Consider the following 19,672-nt stretch of genomic DNA (forward strand, 5'->3'; position numbering starts at 1 on the left):
CTATGCGAAATATCGGCATCATGGCGCATATCGATGCCGGAAAAACAACGACAACCGAACGTATTCTTTTTTATACCGGAAAAATTCACCGTATCGGAGAAATCGATGACGGGGCTGCGGCAATGGACTGGATGCAGCAGGAACAAGACCGAGGTATCACCATTCAAAGTGCCGCAACGACAACCTATTGGCGTAATCACCAAATCAATATTATTGACACTCCGGGGCACGTCGACTTTACTGCTGAGGTGGAGCGCTCCTTGCGCGTACTCGACGGTGCAGTTGCCGTACTCTGCGCGGTAGGGTGGGTACAGCCGCAGACGGAAACGGTGTGGCGGCAGGCGGATCATTACCATGTACCGCGCATCTGCTTTGTAAACAAAATGGATAGAATCGGCGCCGATTTTTTTGCGGCGATGGAGGATGTTAAAGAAAAATTCAGCTGTACGGTGATGCCGCTAGAAATTCCCATCGGCAGCGCGGAAAGTTTTGAAGGAGTTATCGATCTTATAACAATGGAAGAAATCCGCTGGGATGCGGACACCGAAGGCGAAAAATTTACTCGCAGCCCGCTTTCCGACCAATACCGTGCGGAGGCTGAAAAATATCGTGAAAAAATGCTGGATGTTGTTTCCGCCTACTCTGATGCGGTAACGGATTTAATACTTGAGGGAGAACCCATTCCGGCAGAATTGATCAAAAAAGAAATTCGAGCGGCGGTACTCCGGCGTGATTATATTCCATTTTTGTGCGGAGCTTCGCGGCGCAATATCGGTATTCAGCCGCTCATCGACGCAATTGTGGACTATCTGCCCGCACCCGACGAAGTTGCTCCTGCCGAAGGAATACAGGTCAAAAAAGGTACAGCGGTTTCCGTTCCCTGTAAAAGCGGCGGTGTGCCGCTTGGTTTAGTCTTTAAGATTCAATACGATCGAGAGGCCGGTGCGCTCTGCTATGTCCGTATGTATTCGGGAAAGGTAAAATCCGGTGATCAGATATATAATGTCGGCAAGAAAAAACGGGAGCGGATCGGCCGTATCCTGCGGATGCACTCCAATAAATCCGAGCCGATGGATAGCGTGGAAGCAGGAGATATTGCCGTATTTGTCGGGCTCAAATTGGCGCAAACGGGCGATACGCTCGGCAGCGAAGGGATGCCGATACTCCTTGAATCCATGCAGTTTCCCGAACCGGTTATCTCCGTAGCCATCGAACCGAAAAGTCTTTCGGAAAGCGATAAACTCAAAGAAACACTCGCGATTCTATCACGGGAAGATCCCACCTTTATAAGCCGTGAGGATGCGGAGACGGGACAGCTGATTATCTCCGGTATGGGTGAACTGCACTTGGATGTTCTTACAACCCGTATGCTGCAGGACTTTAAGGTGGAAGCCCGTATCGGCAAGCCTCAGGTAACCTACCGCGAATCCGTTACACAAACGGTAGAACACACCGAGCGATTCAGCAAGGTGCTGGCCGGTAAAGAGCAGGCGGCACAGCTCACGCTCCGTGTAGAGCCGCTTGAACGAGGTTCGGGGAATAGCTTTAAGAACACGGTTAAGGTCTCGACGGGCGGCACTCCGCAGGCGCATTCCCTCCCTGAAGATATTATCGAGGCGGTGGAGCACGCGATCCGCGGCGCCTTTAATTCGGGTATTCAATACGGCTATCCGTGCGTAGACATCGGCGTAACGCTCATCGATGCCGAATACGACGAGCTGACTGCGACAACCTTTGCGTTTGAAGCCGCCGCTGCGATGGGCTTTGACGAGGCGTGCCGAAAAGCCGCTCCCGAACTGCTTGAGCCGGTGATGAATGTTGATATTCTCTGTCCTAAGGAATTTGTCGGAGATGCGATGAGTCAGATGACGCAGCGCGGCGGCATGGTACTCGGCATGGATTCGAAGCCGAATATCGATGTCATTCATGCACAAGCGCCGATGGCGAAACTCTTCGGCTTTTCTACCGATTTACGCTCCGTTACGCAGGGACGCGCCTCTTTTACGATGAGCTTTAGTCATTTTGAAATTAAAAAAGGCGGCCTCGGCAGCTAACCGACCAACAACCGGTTAACCGGCAAAGCAGGTGCCGACATCCCACGCGGCGCGAATCATCGGGTGGTCTTCCGGTACTTTCTTGACCTTATCGGCGACCTTACTGAGGGGTACGGCGGTGATTCCCCCCTGTTGCAGAGCTGTCATAACGCCGTACCGTTCCTCTGCGGCGAACTCGGCAGCAGCAGCGCCGAAGCGCGTTGCCAATATACGGTCATAGCCGGAGGGGGTACCGCCCCTCTGCAAATAGCCGAGCACCGTAACCCGCGCATCGGCACCGGTAGCCGCTTCTATCTCCCCTGCGACCCGATATCCGATCGAACCGACCATAGATTTACGTGCTTCCTTTAAGGCTTTTTTGTTCATATCCTTTTCGCTAAACGATACGGCACCTTCGGCAACAGCAATTACGGAAAAATGTTTTCCTTTTTTACGGCGTTCCAGTAAGTGCTCGGCTATTGCTTCAATCCGGTAGGGGATTTCGGGGATGATAATAACATCGCTGCCGCCGGCAATACCCGCGTAGAGCGCAAGCCATCCCGCCTTATGTCCCATAATTTCTATCACCATAATACGGTTATGACTCGCCGCCGTCGTATGCAGCCGGTCAATAGCATCCGTTGCAATATCAAGCGCGGTGTGGAAGCCGAAGCTCATATCATTATGCACAATATCGTTGTCGATGGTTTTCGGAATACCGATGATATTCAGTCCTTCATTTGCGAGCATATCGGCAGTAGTCTGCGAGCCATTGCCGCCGAGGACGGCGAGACAGTCTAAACGTAAGTCTTTGTAATTTTTTTTAATACAATCAACCGCCCCGCTGCCGTCCGCATTACGCCAACCGCGGTCTTTAAACGGTTTTTCACGGGAAGCCCCCAAAATAGTCCCTCCGCGCGCGAGGATGCCGGAAAGATCTTGCTCCGTCAATATATGATACTTATTTTCGATGAGGCCGCGGTACCCTTGCTCAATACCAACCACTTCCATTCCGTAACGGTTCATCGCTGTCCGAGCTAAAGCTCTGATAGCGGCGTTTAAGCCGGGAGCATCGCCCCCCGATGTTAAAATGCCGAGGCGTTTATGTGCAGTCATATTAAAAGAATACCCTGCTTTCCCCGCTTATGCAAGTGCGCACTGGTAACAGGTATAAAAATTCGCTATACTGAAAAAATGAGTGAATTGATACAACCGAAAGTTCTTAAAGGATTTAGAGATTTTTTACCGCGCGACGAAATACGGCGGGCACTTTTAATCGAAACCGTTACCAATGTATTTAGAAATGCAGGGTTCGTACCCATCGACACCCCTGCTTTGGAATATTCCGAAGTGCTGTTGCGCAAAAGCAACGGGGAAACCGAAAAGCAAGTATTCCGTTTTAACGATAACGGCGGACGCGACATTGCACTCCGTTTTGACCTGACCGTTCCCTTTGCCCGCTTTATTGCGGAGCACTACAGCGAATTATATTTTCCGTTTAAGCGATATCATATTGCAAAAGTCTGGCGCGGCGAAAAACCGCAGGCGGGACGTTACCGCGAGTTTATTCAATGCGATTTTGACAGCGTCGGTTCAGACTGTGCTTATACCGATTTTGAAATCCTGAAAATTATGTATAACGCCCTCAAAGCGCTCGGCGTTACAAACTTCCGTATTCATATTTCGCACCGCGGCATATTCAACCGGTTTTTGGACAGGCTGGAGCTAAAGGATAAAAGCGAAGACATCCTCCGCATTGTCGATAAATTAGCAAAAATCGGCAAAGAAGCAGTAATCGAACAACTCGCGGAAATTGCCGGAGCTGAAAAGACTGAAAAAATCGTGCAATACGGCAGCAGGCTTTCGGCAGACAGCGATTTTGAAACAATCCTCGCGCATATAGAAGCACTTGCGGGAGGCGCTGCCCCCGATACCGGCCGCTTACGGGACGTATATCAGCTCCTATGCGACGCAGGTATCGCGGACAGCTTTGTGCTTGACCCCTCCATTACACGCGGCCTTGACTACTACACCGGCATTGTGTACGAAACCTTTTTAACCGACCTTCCGCAGCTCGGGTCGGTTTGCTCCGGCGGCCGCTACGACAATTTAACGGGACTCTACATGAAAGATACGGTGAGCGGGGTCGGCGCTTCGATCGGACTTGACCGTCTCCTCGCAGGATTGGAGCAGCTCGGCATCGGCTCCAAAGAGGCCTGTTTTATCGATGCAATCGTATTTTACGAAAAAGGCAACTTCATTCGACGAAACAGTGCAGCGGCGAGTTATCTGGAACAATGTGGCTGCCGCGTAGAGGTCTTCCCCGAACCTAAGAAGATACAGCAGCAGTACGGCTATGCCGAAAAGAAAGGCATCGACTGGGGCCTTTTTATCGAGCCGCTGCCGGAAGGTTCCGATAGCAACAGCGAACCGGATGGGGTCTCCGTTTCTCTGGCACTGCAGAACTGTGCCGAAATGCCGGTGCGTCTTAAACACCTGCCGAGCCGTACGGAAACCAATCTGTTATTAAAAGATGTTCCGGCATCTCTAAAAGGTGGTAAAAAATGATTGTTGCAATAGACGGCCCTGCAGGTTCGGGCAAAAGCACCGTTGCAAAGATGATTGCGGCGGATTTGGGCTTCACCTTTATGAACACCGGCAGCTTTTACCGTGCAATGGCACTCGCAGTACTCCGTTCATTAGGCGGAGACGAAAGCGGCGCCGGTGCGAAGAAGCCGGATTTGGAAAACGAAGCAAAGTGGACGGATTTTGCAAAAACCGTCTCGCTTGAATATAAGCGGGATGGAATGTATTTAGATGGCCGCTGCGTGGAACCATATCTTCGCAGTGATGCCGTCGAATCGATAGTCGCCGCTCTCTCCGCGATTGTGCCTATCCGGCACCTTATCAACAAAAAAATCCGTGCCGCTGCAGCAAAACTCAACATCGTCTGCGAAGGCAGGGATATGACCACCGTGGTATTCCCTAATGCCGAATGCAAGGTATACCTCGACGCCTCCGTAGATGCCCGAACACGGCGCCGTTTTGAACAAGGTACCAGCAGCCTTTCTGAAGCCGAAATACGGAAAAATATCGAAGAGCGGGACGCTATCGACCGGAATAAAAAAGAGGGCAGTTTAAAAATTGCCGAAGATGCTTTCTATTTAGATACATCGGACTTGACCATAATGCAGGTTTGTGAGAAAATAAAAGACAAAATACACGATAAAGGGTTATTTATGGAACAAAAGGAAGTGGCAATGGATGCAGTTACAAATTCCGATCAGAGCATCCAAACACAATTACCAGAGGAGTATTTAAATTTTGAATCTCCTGAAGTCGGAACATTAAAAGAAGGCCGTATTATTGCGATAACCGATGATTCGGTTTTTATTGACGTTGGTGGTAAATCAGAGGGACGTGTTGCACGCGAAGAATTTACCGAAGAGCCTCAAATCGGCGATACCGTACAGGTATACATTGAAAAGACAGAGGCGACGGACGGTAAGCTGATTATCTCCAAGCAAAAAGCAGACCGCAGCATTTTACGCAAAGAGCTGCAAAATGCATACCGAAACAAAACTCCTGTAACAGGTACCATCATAAAGCTCGTAAACAAGAGCGGATACGATGTAGATCTCGGTGCGAACATGATTGCATTCTTGCCGATCAGTCAGGCTGCCGCCCAGAAAGTAGATAAGCCTGAATCCCTATTAGGCGAAAAGGGAACTTTCTATATCGAAAAGATGGTTTTTGACCGCAAGGGGAACAGAGATAATATTGTAGTTAATAGAAGAAAATATCTTGAAGATACTCTCGAAAAAAATCGCGAAGCGTTTTTTGAAAATACCAATATCGGAGACGTTGTAAAAGGAACAGTCAAGAGCTTTACCAGTTTCGGAGCCTTTATCGACCTCGGCGGTTTTGACGGTTTGCTTCATATTAATGATATGAGCTGGGGACACGTTACCCGGCCGAAAGATTTTGTAAAAAAGGGTCAGGAAATCGATTTAAAAGTTATCAGACTTGATCCCACCGAAAAACGTATCAATCTTTCATTAAAGCATTTCACCCCCGATCCGTGGCTTGAATTTGAAGATAAATTCCAAGTAAACGATATTGTAAAGGGACATGTTACAAAGATTACCGATTTCGGAGCTTTTGTAGAATTATCGGAAGGTATCGAAGGTCTTGTACACATCAGCGAATTCAGCTGGGTAAAAAAGGTAAGCAAACCGAGCGACATGGTTAAAATCGGTGATGAAGTTGAATGTATGATCCTCGGTTACGATATCCAAGCAGGACGCGTCTCCCTCGGCTTAAAGCAGGTAACGGCAAACCCGTGGGATAATATCGATGAACGCTATCCTGTTGGAACCCGCTTAACCCGCAAAGTGGTTAAATTAACCAATGCCGGTGCGTTTATCGAGCTTGAAGAAGGGATTGACGGCTTCTTGCATGTCGACGATCTTTCGTGGACAAAACGGGTACGCCATCCGAACAGTGAGCTTCAGGCAGGTCAAGATCTCGAAGTAATTGTTATCGAATGCAATCCTGCCGAACACCGAGTTCGCCTTGGTGTAAAGCAGCTAAGTGATGATCCCTGGAAGACCTTTGCAGAGGCATATAAACCCGGTTCAACCGTCGAAGGCGAAGTTACCTCGGTAACCGACTTCGGCATATTCGTAAAAGTACCCGGCGGTATCGAAGGTCTTATTCACAAGCAAAATCTTGTAGAAAATCGTGAAGATAATCCCGACGAAGTATTAAAGAAATATGCCGTCGGCGACAAGGTAAAAGCGGCTGTCCTTGACGTAAATGTTAAAGATAAGAAAACGGCTTTTTCCATCCGCGACTATAAGAAACGTCTTCAGCAAGAAGAGCTTTCCCGCTATATGTCTACCAAACAGGAAGACGGCGAAGGCTCCTTTACGTTGGGCGATTTAATGAAGAATAAAGCATCGGAATAGTGTTGCCGTGAGGGCAGCGTATGTATATCTCAGGCCGTATTTTACCCGAAAGATTAGCTGCTCTCATCAACACACCCTTATTCACCCGCGGTGCTTTGGCTTCGGGTGATACCTTGCTCGAACTTATTCTCCGTTCGACTATGCAAGCAGTGGGCAGTACCGCTGCTTCTCTTTTTTTAGCGGATGAAACACTCCAAAATGCCCGGACGATTGCCTATATATGCGATGACACCTTTTATTGCATTGACGCAAAAAGAGCATTACCGGCAGCAGCGGCATGGGTGTTACGACAAAACGAACCGTTAAGAATGAATACGCCCGATACGGAAAGCCGCTTTACCTCAAACGGTATGGATGAAACTCCTTATTCGGCATCGGGATTTATTGCAGTACCGCTACGTATAGAGGATTTCCGTATAGGAATACTTGAAGCAGTGGATAAAAAAGATGGAGGAAATTTTTCAGAGGCCGATCTTTCGTTATTGAGCCTTATAGCCGGATACGCTGCACCGGTTTATCGTACTTCGTGTGCATACCGACTCTATGTGGATACTGTAAAATACACGGAACAGCGAACAGACCGTGAAGCGAAAGAAACTCCCTTTATAGCGGCCAGTCCGGTAATGCGGGAAAAACTCGCACTCTGTAAACAGCTGGCATTTTCCGATATACCGGTATTTATTATAGGGGAAAACGGAGTAGGAAAGACATCTGTTGCAAAGCAGTTGCATATTTACAGCCGTCGAGCGGATTATCCCTTTATTCGTGTGAATTGTGCCGAACCGGCAGAGGAGCTACTTGCACACCGCTTATTCGGTGCTAAGTCGGACAGCACAGATGTTTCCGATGAAAGCTGTTTTAAACAAGCGGAAGGAGGAACGTTGTTCCTTGATGAAGCAGCCGCCATTCCGCTTTCACTCCAAAAGAGGCTTTTAGACAGGATTTTACAGCTTGAACAAAGCAGCGGAAACATACGGTTGATTGCCTCAACATCCCGCGATATCGAGCAGTTAACCCGCGAAGGAGATTTCCTGTCGGAACTATACGGTAAATTAAACGTATTGCCGCTGTATATACCGCCGCTGCGGCAACGCAAAGAAGATATAGATGCACTCGCTCGGTTTTTTTTGCACCAAGCGGCGCAGGAAATGCGGAAGCCGTTTATTGATTTTTCGCCGGATGCTCACGAAGCGTTACAACAAGCGGAATGGAAGGGAAATATACGGGAGCTAAAAAATACTGTAGAATACGGGTGCTTAAACGGATGTCCGCCGCTTGTTACCGCTGAATATTTATTTCCCCGCTCTACTGTCGCAGTGTCGGCCGGAGACGTTGGCGGCCTTAAATCTGCAACGGATGCGTTTAAGCGGACATATATCAGAACGGTACTTGAAACAACCGGCGGAAATCAAACGGCGGCGGCTTCAATACTCAAAATTCAAAGAACATATCTTTCACGATTGATGAAAGAATTAAACATAAAAAATTAACGGGAGACATATATGACAGAACAAAACGATCAAACGCTTTCTTTTTCGGAACGCTGCGGACAATTTTTAACTCAACATCGGAAACCGATTGTCATTATACTGGGAGTAATTTGTGCCGTTGTCGCTGTCGCTTTGATTGCGTCGGCAATGACGACACGTGCCGCAAAAAGTGCATCCGTAGAAACGGAAGCAATTATCTCCGAATGGGCTGATTTACGGGATAAAAATGCTGAAGATATGACGGCAAAGGAAGATGCCCTTGCCGAAAAATTGGGAAAACAGGCCGTAGCAAACGGCCACACGTATGCCGCATTTCGGGCGTATACGACTCTCGGAGAAATCTATGTGCTCCGCAAGGATTGGGAAAAAGCGCTCGCCTTTTACCAAAAGGCAGGAGAGGCGCTGCCGAAAGCTTATACCGCCGGTATTGCCTATTTTAATGCAGCAGTCTGTGCAGATGAATTACAGCAGCACGATAAAGCATTGGAACTGTATACCTTATCAGCAGCCTTAGAGGACTTTCCGCTGAAGCCCCGAGCATTATTTAACATCGGACGGCTTGAAGAAAGCCTTGCTCATCCGGATAAGGCGATTGAAGCATATACAAAACTTACGGAAGCCTACCCCGATAACGATTGGACACTGCTTGCAAAATCGCGGATTATTGCACTTTCCATCAATTAGCGGGAAGGTACTATAAGGGATTATGCCGCTGTTACGGCTTTTATATCAGCGATACACTTTTCTTTTTTTCTGTTTTACTGGCCTGTTCATAATGGCCTGCGGTATTCCAAGTTTTATCTATCTTGAAAAGCCGCAACGTTCAGGGCATAATCCCAGTAATCTGACCGCCCTAAATGATCGATATTGTGAGTTCAAAACTGCAGATTCTGCAAATACAGCACATGCAGCGGGGTACATTAAGGGAACGGAAATTTACTACCGCATCTATGAACGAAAAAATGACTGCGAAAACGACCGTAGTAGAATCGACCAATATAATGATGATAACCCATTCACAGCAGCAGAGTATTTGGAAAACACTAAGAAATACTATCGCCTAGCGGCGACCGGTATATATACACGCCCGTTGATTGGTACATATCCATCCGATGCCTCTGTTCGTTTCCGTTTACAAGACTACGGCTCACCGGTTAGCGATCCTGCACAGCTTACCGTAAACGGAATTCAACAGGGTATACCGCAAAGGGATGACAGAATTCCCCATGCCAAACGCACCTTTAATAAAGACAATATTACCGTAGGTGATGACGATGTACAGCAGGCTTCCGTATCGGGAGGAACAGAAACATACTGGTGTGTAAATTTTTATGCTGTCAGCTATGGATACACGGCAACGTTTAGTACGCTCCACAGTGCATTGGAATATCTAGGATACATTTTAATAGAGAAAAAAAATCCGTAAAATACTCAATAAGTGCTGATATTTTAACGATATATAAAATATGAGATTAAAATATTAAGGAATGATTATGCTCAAGAGATTTCCGCTTAAAGCACGCTTGTCACTCACTTTCGGTTTATTATTCACCGTTTCAATGGTAACTATTAATTTTATTTCTGTTCGCAGCTCCCGCCTTGCGCTCGAGCGGCAAGCAGCTTCCCATTTAATAACGCTTGCAGAAAATCAAGCTACGATATTTGAGCAAACATATATTGAAAAATTTAGGATACAAATGGAAACATTAGCTCGGGGATCGGTAGTTTCAAATCCAAACACTCCCCTGTCCGAAAAAATAGAAATTTTAAAAAGTGAGGCAGAAATAGCTAAGAAAGACGGATGCTTGCGGATGATTGTAACCGACGCCCAAGGGAATGCTTATAGAACTGATGGTACGACAGCAAATGCTAAGAATTTTGAATGGTTCCAAAAGAGCATACAAGGAGAATTTTTCCTCAGTACGCCATACCCTTCGTATAAAGACGGATCGCTTGTTTGCACTATAGCGGCGCCCATTTACGGAAGAGATAAAGCAATCATCGGTACAATTGCAACCGTATACGATGGGCTCAAAATATATGAGACAATACGGAATATAAAAATTGGAGAGAGCGGTGAAGTCTATATCTTGGACAAAGACGGTGTTACTATTGCCGACCATGATGTCGCACTTATTTATTCACAAGAAAACGCATACGTAAAATCTCAATCGGATAAAGAACTTGAAAGTATAGGCCGTTTTGAGCATACAGCGGTTCAATCGACAACTTCCGGCTCCGGATCTTATAAATATAAAGGGGCGATAAAAGATGCCGCTTATGCAAAGATATCTACGACGGGATGGACGCTTATTACGACGGATTACCGGCAAAAATATATGGTTGCTATTAGGCTTATTATCATTATCGATACGATATTGGTGACCTTGGTTGTTTGCATTATTTTTGTCGTGTCGTTGGGACTTTCCCGAGCGCTACAGAAAACGGCTACTGCCCTAAAAGAGATAGCGCAGGGAACGGGAGACTTAACGGTTTCACTACCGGTAAAGGGAAAAGACGAGCTTACCGATATAGCACGATATTTTAATGAAACAATCGGAAAAATTGCCGATGCAATCCGCTCGATAGAAGCGAATACAGCTGACATGGAAGTAACCGGCACCAATCTTGCAGATAATATGCTTGAAACGGCAAGCGCAATACGGCAAATTACGGCAACGACAGAAACGGTAAAAGAGAAAATGATCAACCAAGCAGCAAGCGTTACCGAAACGGCGGCAACCGTTGAAGAGATTATTAGAACAATCAAGCAATTAAATAGCAGTATCGAAACGCAGGTAGGCAGCGTCGCACAATCTTCGTCTTCAATAGAGCAGATGGTTGCAAATATTGCTTCGATCGGTCAAACACTCGGGAAAACCGATCAAATTATCAAAAACTTTGTTTCGGCTACGGGAGACGGGAAAGCAGCCTTAGTAACTTCTAATGCCGTAACACAGAAGATTGCCGAAGAATCCGGTTCGTTAATGGAAGCCTCTAATGTTATTCAACATATCGCCTCGCAGACCAACCTGCTTGCAATGAATGCCGCAATCGAGGCTGCCCATGCGGGAGAAGCCGGAAAAGGGTTTGCTGTTGTCGCCGATGAAATCCGTAAGCTTTCGGAAGATTCTGCAATGCAGGGAAAGACAATTACAGCAACGCTTAAATCCTTAACTGCGGAAATCGAAACACTGTCCACTTCGTCTAAAATTGTCGAAGGGAAATTCAATTTGATTTTTGAATTGGCGGAACAAGTAAAATCGATGAGCAATCTTTTAACAGCAGCAATGAAAGAGCAAGAACACGGTAGTAAAGAGATTTTATCGGCTATTAAAAACATTAACATCGTAACAACCGAAGTACAAGCCGGCTCAGAAGAAATGCTGAAAGGCGGAGAAGGTGCTGCACACGAAATGCATACACTCGACGAATTAACACGCATTATCACCAATAGTATGAACGAAATGGCTTCCGGCGCCGTGCAAATTAACAACGCTGTACAAGAAGTTAATACGATGACGCAGAAGAATCGAGAAAGTATCGCAAGGCTCGCAAACGAAGTGGGAAAATTTAAGGTCAAATAGGGGATATTTTCCTTTTTTCTCGATAAAAAGATAATACGTTTCAGTACGCCTAAGAATGGACATGGATATTCATTTTTGAGCGAGAACGGAGTAACGTTTCCTCTATTCTTTTTTCTGCAATAAGGTACCTAAATGCTGATGACTGGTCTGTACGACATCCAGTATTGCCCCTGTCTCTTTTAGAAACTCGTTGATAGCCTTAAGCGAGTTGAAGCCTTCGTGTATACTGCCATCTTGCTCTTTAATCGAAGATGAGATTTCTGCTAACGAAAAACCTGCTGCATCCAAGGTTTCCGAATTTTTATCGTAATTGGCAAGAATACCGGTAAAAGATTTTTGAAATTCCGAAAAGAGCGAAATAAAAAGAGACATACTTTCACTGATGCTCTTTACCGATGACTGCAATTCTGCCATTTTCGTTTCGATCATCTTGGCGAAGGTACCGGTTTGGGTAGAAAGATTTCGTACTTCATTTGCAATAATTCTAAAACCGTCACCGGCTTTGCCTGCGTGAGCGGCTTCGATTGAAGCATTAATAGCCAAAATACCGGTTTTTACCGAAATGTTTTGGATGTCAGAGACCATCGCTTTAACTTCTCCGGTGTGTTCCTTGAGTGTTTCAAACGAGGCAGCTGTTATTTGTGCCGTGGATGCCGCTTCATCGATTTCATCAAGTCGTTTATGGATTTCTTTTTGCAGCGTTTTTCTGCTGCCGAGCGCCGTATCCAGCAGATTATCAACACGAACAGCATTCGCAGCAGAAGAACTACTCTCTTTTTGAATTTCTTCAAAGACCGAAAGGATAGTTTCAAACCGTTCTTCCAGCTGCTCCATCGAGCTTTTGATAATTTGAAACGAATGCTGCGTTACAAAGTCTAAGACAACACCTTTGTTGTATTTAACGACAATTTTATCTACTAAATCGGTAAAATTTTGAAGCGCTTCTTGTTCTTCTACCATATAGTCATTTCCTAAAATAACCGGTCAAGATAATCTATGCCGCATTGCAAATGAGAAAGCCAATCTAAGAAGAGCTCTACCTTATCATCGGTGTAAACAGCTCCGTGCTGAGGCGCAATAACAGACGGGTTCAATAGTCGCACTGCTTCAACCCAGCGCTTGACAATCTTATTGGCTGCCATATATCTAACGTGGAAGGGTTCGATCAATGGGATATGCTTTTGGAAATCGTCGATAAAGAGCGTTTCGTCTTCTTCTTTTTCAAATACGGCGGCGCCAATATCACCGCTAAACAAGATACGAGAACGTTCGTCAAAGAGCGAAAACTGTCCCGGCGAATGCATAAAATGGGAAGGTACACATCGCAGCTTATTGCCGGAAGTCAAAGAAATGCTCATACCCTTGTCAGGAATGCCGGTCATACGCGAAACGTCAACAATGCCGAAGTGAGGCATGAAACGGAGCCAAAGAGAAGAAATATAAATCTGTGCCTGTGTAATACCAAGCCACAGGGCAATGCCGGAAGATACATCGGGATCTTGATGAGAGAAAAAGATGATGTCGATTTTATCTACTGATATAAACCTACTGACGGCGGTTACTACCTGCGAGAAAAGATGCACCCCACCCGGATCCAGTAGGATTCCGCGACCGTTATCGATGATCAAGTACTGCATGGTCTGTACGGCGCCCTTCCGGTATTTTGTTTCGCCGCCCAGCCAGATAAACTTATGATTCTCATCTTCGTAAAGAATCTTGCCTTGCACACGTACATTTGCATCAGATGTCATTATTTTCCTACTACCTCGTATCTAAAGACTGTATTCAACATATACTTGCAGTATATCGATAAATCAAATGAGAGGCAAGTCAAGTGGAGAATGATCCCTAATATTAGCAGTTTATCAGTAGATGAATGATCCCGTATGGTATACGACGTTTACTTTTTTTTGAAAATGATATTGACGATTACGGATAATTCAGTAAATTCTATAAGAAGGCATAATAAAATTAACATAAACAAAAAAATACGCCGGAAGGTTACAAATATGAAATATGGAGAGAGGTATGCGTATACGGTAATAGCGGTTATTGCAGTTGTTACCGTATTTTTCGGCTTTATGATTCCGAAAATCAACATGGATAATGAGTTACGTCATTTCTTCCCGGAAGAGCATCCGTCGAATATCAGGTTCAAACAGTTAACAAAGGACTTTGGCGATCAATATGCGATGGATATCGTGCTGGAAACTAATGAAGATACTATTCTTCGCCCTGATTATATCGCTGCAATTAAAAATATCTCCGAAGAGCTTGCGTTACTCGATAATGTCGTAAAGGTACGGTCTTTAACCGATATCGAGTTTATTACCGCTATGGACGGCGCCCTTGTTGTAGAACCATTACTCCCCGAACGGTTTTCGGGAACTGCGGCGGAAATTCAAGCGATAAAGCAGAAAATTTTTGAATGGCCGCACGCCTACCTCGGTACGATTATTTCGGATAGTTTTAAAGGCGTGCAGATTGTCGTAACTATCGCCTCAACGAGTACGCCTACCGAAGTCAGTACGCTCTATAATAATACGGTAGAGATAGTCAAGCGGAATTTGCAAACGGTAAACGGGGTATCGTATAAAATTGCCGGTGATCCGGTACTTGCCGAACATGCAAAGCTTTTTATGTATGCGGATTTACGCAATCTTATCCCGCTGATCACTGCAGTGGTATTACTCTGTCTGTTTTTATCTTTTAAGAATATTGAAGGAACTATTCTGCCGCTGCTTGCGGTGCTTATCAGTACGGTATGGACGATCGGCACGATGGCTCTTATCGGAGAACCGTTGACTATCGTTTCGAGCTGCTTGCCGGTACTGCTGATCGCCGTCGGCTCCGCTTACGGTATTCACATTGTCAATCATTATTATCAGCATCTTGAAACGGAGCCGCCGATCCCCTCACAGGAACGCCATCGCGCCATCGTCGCTGAATCGCTGAAAGGAGTTCGTGCGCCGGTACTGCTTGCAGGTATTACGACAATCGCAGGGTTTATATCCACCATCACCAGCCCGATAAAACCGCTAAAATCCTTTGCAACGTTCAGCGCTTACGGTATTGTAATCGAATTGGTTATAGCATTTCTACTTATCCCTGCATTGTTGATCCTGAAACCCATGAGTCTTGTGCAAAAACAGCAAAAAAAGATGCAGATGCATTCGACAAAGCAAAATGCGCGGCTTGCCGCATTGGGGATAAAGATAGACGAAAAAGGGATGATGCATAGGATTTATCTCTTTTTTAACCGACATCGGGCGGGGTTTATCATCATGCTGCTTGTCATTATCAATCTTTCGATCTGGGGCATCTATCAGTTAAATATTGAGTCGGCTTTTTTGGAGTATTTCCTTAAAAACTCCGAAATACGGGAAGGTGTTTCTTACATCGACAGTCATTATGTCGGCTCTACGGGGTTTAGTCTGGTGATCGACGGTAAAAAGAAAGGTGCGCTTTGCGATCCGGAAATTTTAAAACAAATGGACGGGCTTTCAGGTTTCCTCACGGATAACTACGCCGATATCGGCACGATATTATCGTTTTCCGATTTTATTAAGCGGCTTAATCAGGTGATGCATAAAGATATGCAAACCGAATATTCCGCGACCGCCGAATCCGCCGACAAAGGTTCGCAATCCGGCGAGAGCTTCTTTTCGGATGCCGGAAGTTTCTTTGCCGATTCCGATACCGAACAAGGCAGCAGAATACCGGCTGAGTCTTCACCGGATAGTCTTGCGGTTCAGACTGTATCACGCGCGGCCGACACTTCACCTTCTTTTGCTGCACGGTATCGCGGAAAGGCATTGACAGCCGATGACGTGATGGAGCTTTTTATCGCCGCGTATGCGCAATCGGGAGGAAAGGACGTTACACTCCCCGAATTTATAGCCGCACTGCAAAAGGAACTGAACTACAACGGAGCTGCTTACGATGAAATTCCCTACGACGTTTCAAAATATCCGGTTGCTAATCGTGAGGAATTAAAAAACTTAATTTCGCAATATCTTCTATTGTATTCAGGTTCGCTTGATGATTTGGTGGATGAGCAGCTGGAGCCGTCAAAGACCCGTATGCAGATAATGATGCGCGTTCACGACACCGGTAAGATAAAAGCGGTTATCGATGCTGCGACGCAGTATGCGCAGCAGCATTTTCCCGAAGGCTACACGTTGGAAGCCTCCGGCCTTGGGGAGCTTGAAACTGCAATGACCTCGATGATTATCGGTAGTCAGATATCCAGTTTGCTGCTTGCCATTGTGATTGTGTTTTGCATTTTGTCCCTGTATTACCGTTCTCCGTTTGCAGGGCTTATCGGTGCGGTTCCACTCGGCGTTTCCATTCTGATGAACTTTGGCATTATGGGACTTACCGGTATTAACCTCGATATGGTAACCAGTCTGGTGGCAGCGATTGCCATCGGGATCGGCATCGACTATACCGTTCACTTTATGAATAACTATCATAAGGAGCGGCTAAGAACGGACGATTTAACCGCCGTAACGGTCAATACGTTACAGCTTTCGGGAAAAGCCATTATGGTCAACGCCGCATCGGTCGGGTTCGGCTTTGTCGTGCTGTGCTTTTCCCGCTTTGTGGTGTTGCGGTTTGTCGGGTTTCTAGTCGCGGTTGTTATGCTGACCGGCTCCGTCGCAGCTATGACGATTTTGCCGATGCTGCTCAACATATTTAAACCGCGTTTTATGGCTAAATAGATAGGAGGTGTGAAGATGACACACTTAATAAGAAAGATGGTGTTGATACCGTTGCTCGCTGCCGGTATTGCTGGGGTGCTTGCTGCCGAAGACGGCAAAAGTGTCGTACAAAAGTCGCTCGATGTGCCGCGCCCGCGGTTTACCCATAGCGCCGTAAAAATGGAATTGATCGATTCAAATAATTCCGTCGACGAACGTATGATCGAAGAATGGGCAAAGGATCCCGGAGACAAAACCGGCGCGGCGCTGATTATATTCCGACAGCCTGCTTCGGTAAAGGATACGCGCTTTTTGCAAATTGTGAATAAAGACCGTGCCAACGACAAGTGGATCTATATGCCTGCGCTGCGCACTACCCGCCGTATCGCTTCTGCTGACGGAGCAAAGTCCTTTATGGGCACCGATGCTAGTTATGACGATCTGGAAACGCGCAAAATCGACGAAGATACGCACGAACTGCTTGGAACCGAAACGGTCGGCCCGTATACCTGTTATAAAGTTGAATCAACACCGGTTAATGTAAAGTCAAGCCAGTACCTTAAACGGATTTCATACATCGATCAAGAAACATCCATACCGGTTAAAATCGAAATGTACGATAAAAAAGGCGCACTGCTGAAAGTCTTGGAGATCGAGAAGATCGAAAAACAGGGAGACTATCGGATTCCTATGCAGGGGAAAATGACAAACGTACAGACGAAACATACCACCCGCATCACCATCCTCAAGCTCGAACTGGACAAACCGATCAACGATAAAATGTTTACGCAGAATTTCTTAAACACGGGGAAACTGTAATATAATTGGTAATTCATAATTTGTGATGGGTAATTACGTATTACAAATTGCCAATTACAAATTGATTACGCATTACCAATTATCCATTGAATTGCCGCAGGAGTCCGTCGCTGATGCGATGAATACGGAGAGGTGCGTTATGAAGAAAAAGTATTTGATGTGTGCACTGGTTTCAATTGCGCTGCTGAGAGCGTTGGCTGCACAGGCCTCTTTTTTTGATGATGGGGGCGGAATAGTCCCTGATTCTGCGGAAACAAATTTCAGTTCAGCGGAAACGGATACGAACGGCGTAATGAATTCCGCTTCGATGAGTAAATCGGAGAAAATACTGGAATGGCACGGCTTTGCCAAACTGGATGCGCGGCTTTGGGTACATCCCGATGTAAAGCGCGCTGATGCAATCCCCGTGTTCGGATTGACGGTAAGTCATAGCAGCCCTAAAACGGAGTTGTCCGCCGATTTGCAGTTGAATGTGCGGACAGTAAAGGATTATCCGCTCGATATCCTCAATGAACTGACGATGCGCGCTTATTTAGGCGACTGCGTGCTGTCCGCCGGAAAACTGAAGCTCGTGTGGGGCAAGGGCGATATGATTCACGTGCTCGACGTATTCAATGCGAACGACCTTACCGACTTTACCATCCCCGCCTATATAGACCGCAGAATAGGCGAACCGATGGTGCATTTTGCCTATAATGCCCCGATTCCGCTGCGGCTTGAACTTGCATGGGCTCCGTCTATGACACCCGACCGTATTGCGTTGTCCGGCCCGTGGGTACCGCCTCAGCTGTACCGAGCAAAGCAGAGTGCGCACAATTATCTATTAGGGGCTATAAACGATTCAACTTCGGCTTTTTCACTCTTTTTTGATGAAACAAAACTACAACAAGCGCTTCATGATCCTATTTCAAAGATACTGAAAGAAAATATCCCCGATTCGATTACCATTGATATGAAAGATATTGTAGGGAAACTTAATGAAAGCGCTTTACTTGAGGGCATTACTATTGGAAAAAAAAGTATAAAAAAATTGTTGGAAAATCTTGCAAAACAGAAAATCACCATACCGACTACGGAAATCATTGAAAGGTTTTTGCCTCCCAAACCGGACGGCACCCCCTATACTGAAGCGGAATTGAAAGCGGCGCTGCAAGGGGAGCCGTTTTTAACACAGGCAACAGCCTTTATAGCGAAACAGATCGCCGACACAGCAAAAAAAGCGGAGACGGAATTTATTGCAAGTCTAAAAACAGCCGATGCGGTTATCGGGAGTTTCCGATTTGATGAATTTGTGAAAATCGGCATGAATGCCTTTTTACCCGATATGCATAACATCAAATATGGGCAGTACGGTATACGACTTTCCGGTTCGGCGGGGCCGGTGGATATGGCGGGGCAGTATTATTTCGGACACTATAAGACGCCGTCGATTGACGTAGACGCTATGGTCGCCAATGCGCTTGCCGGAAAAAGCCTTGCCGATTGCGTACACTACGATCCTGTACATATCTTCGGCATCGATCTGGGAACGGCAATCGCAATGTTCAATTTAAAGTCTGAATTTGCCTACTACATGACAGGTGATTTTAAAGGTACCGACCCTGCAGTGCATAACAACAGCATTCAGTGGGTGATGGGATTTGACGTCGATATCCCCTTGAATAACATCAATGTTAATATCCAAAACCTCGGCGCATGGACGCTCGGCTTCAAAAAAGTGAAAGAAAATAATGAGAACGGGAAATTCGACATGGATTGGAATACGGCGGGAAAATCAACCAACAATAAGTTGATCGTCAACATTTCCGATTCGTGGCTGCATGAAAATCTCACCGATTCCCTTACCTGTATCTGGGGCATAGAACATAACGATTTCGTCATAATACCTAAATTGCGCTACCGTATTAAAGATGAACTGTACGTAGAAGGAACAGGCGCTTACATTTATGCCGCAAATAAAAAGAGCGAGTTTTCAAACTGGAAAAACAATCATTTTGTCCAAGCAAGTCTTGAGTATCGATTTTGAAAACTAATTAATTTTTTAGAGATGATATGCTGACACTTTGTAGA

General features: G+C 46.0%; 13 protein-coding genes. 10 read left to right on the forward strand and 3 right to left on the reverse strand.

Annotated features, from left to right (window positions below):
* Positions 1–2 precede the first annotated feature (2 nt).
* The gene (gene fusA, locus GWP43_RS03080) at positions 3–2,054 is read left to right on the forward strand and encodes an elongation factor G (RefSeq protein WP_162664722.1); all 2,052 of its coding nucleotides are present in this window, start codon (positions 3–5) and stop codon (positions 2,052–2,054) included.
* A gap of 15 nt (positions 2,055–2,069) precedes the next feature.
* Here fusA and GWP43_RS03085 read toward each other — a convergent pair whose 3' ends face one another.
* On the reverse strand, positions 2,070–3,149 hold the full coding sequence (locus GWP43_RS03085) for a 6-phosphofructokinase (protein WP_162662630.1): 1,080 nt from the start codon (positions 3,147–3,149) through the stop codon (positions 2,070–2,072).
* Between the two features lie 78 nt (positions 3,150–3,227).
* Here GWP43_RS03085 and hisS point away from each other — a divergent pair, with 78 nt between their 5' ends.
* The 6 genes from hisS to GWP43_RS03115 all read left to right on the forward strand — a co-directional run bounded on the left by hisS (position 3,228) and on the right by GWP43_RS03115 (position 12,080).
* The gene (hisS, locus tag GWP43_RS03090; RefSeq protein WP_162662632.1) at positions 3,228–4,601 is read left to right on the forward strand and encodes a histidine--tRNA ligase; all 1,374 of its coding nucleotides are present in this window, start codon (positions 3,228–3,230) and stop codon (positions 4,599–4,601) included.
* The gene (gene rpsA, locus GWP43_RS03095) at positions 4,598–7,003 is read left to right on the forward strand and encodes a 30S ribosomal protein S1 (protein ID WP_162662633.1); all 2,406 of its coding nucleotides are present in this window, start codon (positions 4,598–4,600) and stop codon (positions 7,001–7,003) included. Before hisS ends, rpsA begins: the two co-directional genes overlap by 4 nt.
* A 20-nt stretch (positions 7,004–7,023) precedes the next feature.
* Complete coding sequence (locus GWP43_RS03100; RefSeq protein WP_162662635.1) at positions 7,024–8,493, forward strand: sigma 54-interacting transcriptional regulator; 1,470 nt, start codon at positions 7,024–7,026, stop codon at positions 8,491–8,493.
* A 12-nt stretch (positions 8,494–8,505) separates the two neighbouring features.
* Positions 8,506–9,177 (forward strand): tetratricopeptide repeat protein, encoded by a 672-nt coding sequence (locus GWP43_RS03105; protein WP_162662636.1) that lies wholly within the window; start codon positions 8,506–8,508, stop codon positions 9,175–9,177.
* A 91-nt stretch (positions 9,178–9,268) separates the two neighbouring features.
* The gene (locus GWP43_RS03110; protein WP_230977998.1) at positions 9,269–9,919 is read left to right on the forward strand and encodes a hypothetical protein; all 651 of its coding nucleotides are present in this window, start codon (positions 9,269–9,271) and stop codon (positions 9,917–9,919) included.
* Positions 9,920–9,986: 67 nt separating this feature from the next.
* On the forward strand, positions 9,987–12,080 hold the full coding sequence (locus GWP43_RS03115; protein ID WP_162662640.1) for a methyl-accepting chemotaxis protein: 2,094 nt from the start codon (positions 9,987–9,989) through the stop codon (positions 12,078–12,080).
* 102 nt (positions 12,081–12,182) lie between these two features.
* Here GWP43_RS03115 and GWP43_RS03120 read toward each other — a convergent pair whose 3' ends face one another.
* Together GWP43_RS03120 and GWP43_RS03125 are read right to left on the reverse strand one after the other, a co-directional pair.
* Entirely contained in the window at positions 12,183–13,040 is an 858-nt protein-coding gene (locus tag GWP43_RS03120) for a methyl-accepting chemotaxis protein (protein ID WP_162662641.1), read from the reverse strand.
* 11 nt (positions 13,041–13,051) lie between these two features.
* Positions 13,052–13,831: an oxygen-binding di-iron domain-containing protein gene (locus tag GWP43_RS03125; RefSeq protein WP_162662643.1), complete on the reverse strand. Its 780-nt coding sequence runs from the start codon at positions 13,829–13,831 to the stop codon at positions 13,052–13,054.
* A 258-nt stretch (positions 13,832–14,089) separates the two neighbouring features.
* On the opposite strand from GWP43_RS03125, the gene GWP43_RS03130 reads away from it, so the two are divergent.
* From GWP43_RS03130 to GWP43_RS03140, 3 genes are all read left to right on the forward strand, one after another.
* Entirely contained in the window at positions 14,090–16,804 is a 2,715-nt protein-coding gene (locus tag GWP43_RS03130) for an efflux RND transporter permease subunit (protein WP_162662645.1), read from the forward strand.
* Between the two features lie 36 nt (positions 16,805–16,840).
* Positions 16,841–17,602, forward strand: a complete 762-nt coding sequence (locus GWP43_RS03135; RefSeq protein ID WP_230978140.1) for an outer membrane lipoprotein-sorting protein — start codon at positions 16,841–16,843, stop codon at positions 17,600–17,602.
* A 139-nt stretch (positions 17,603–17,741) separates the two neighbouring features.
* Positions 17,742–19,628, forward strand: coding sequence for a hypothetical protein (locus tag GWP43_RS03140; protein ID WP_162662649.1), 1,887 nt, complete (start codon positions 17,742–17,744; stop codon positions 19,626–19,628).
* The last annotated feature ends 44 nt before the right edge of the window (positions 19,629–19,672 follow it).

Origin of the sequence: Treponema vincentii (assembly GCF_010365865.1) — a bacterium.
In the GTDB taxonomy this organism is placed as follows: Bacteria; Spirochaetota; Spirochaetia; order Treponematales; family Treponemataceae; genus Treponema.

Bases quoted from the DNA above. Each gene is read 5' to 3' on its own strand.
- fusA (WP_162664722.1), top strand. From the start codon at position 3: ATGCGAAATATCGGCATCATGGCGCATATCGATGCCGGAAAAACAACG.
- GWP43_RS03085 (WP_162662630.1), bottom strand. From the start codon at position 3,149: ATGACTGCACATAAACGCCTCGGCATTTTAACATCGGGGGGCGATGCT.
- hisS (WP_162662632.1), top strand. From the start codon at position 3,228: ATGAGTGAATTGATACAACCGAAAGTTCTTAAAGGATTTAGAGATTTT.
- rpsA (WP_162662633.1), top strand. From the start codon at position 4,598: ATGATTGTTGCAATAGACGGCCCTGCAGGTTCGGGCAAAAGCACCGTT.
- GWP43_RS03100 (WP_162662635.1), top strand. From the start codon at position 7,024: ATGTATATCTCAGGCCGTATTTTACCCGAAAGATTAGCTGCTCTCATC.
- GWP43_RS03105 (WP_162662636.1), top strand. From the start codon at position 8,506: ATGACAGAACAAAACGATCAAACGCTTTCTTTTTCGGAACGCTGCGGA.
- GWP43_RS03110 (WP_230977998.1), top strand. From the start codon at position 9,269: ATGGCCTGCGGTATTCCAAGTTTTATCTATCTTGAAAAGCCGCAACGT.
- GWP43_RS03115 (WP_162662640.1), top strand. From the start codon at position 9,987: ATGCTCAAGAGATTTCCGCTTAAAGCACGCTTGTCACTCACTTTCGGT.
- GWP43_RS03120 (WP_162662641.1), bottom strand. From the start codon at position 13,040: ATGGTAGAAGAACAAGAAGCGCTTCAAAATTTTACCGATTTAGTAGAT.
- GWP43_RS03125 (WP_162662643.1), bottom strand. From the start codon at position 13,831: ATGACATCTGATGCAAATGTACGTGTGCAAGGCAAGATTCTTTACGAA.
- GWP43_RS03130 (WP_162662645.1), top strand. From the start codon at position 14,090: ATGAAATATGGAGAGAGGTATGCGTATACGGTAATAGCGGTTATTGCA.
- GWP43_RS03135 (WP_230978140.1), top strand. From the start codon at position 16,841: ATGGTGTTGATACCGTTGCTCGCTGCCGGTATTGCTGGGGTGCTTGCT.
- GWP43_RS03140 (WP_162662649.1), top strand. From the start codon at position 17,742: ATGAAGAAAAAGTATTTGATGTGTGCACTGGTTTCAATTGCGCTGCTG.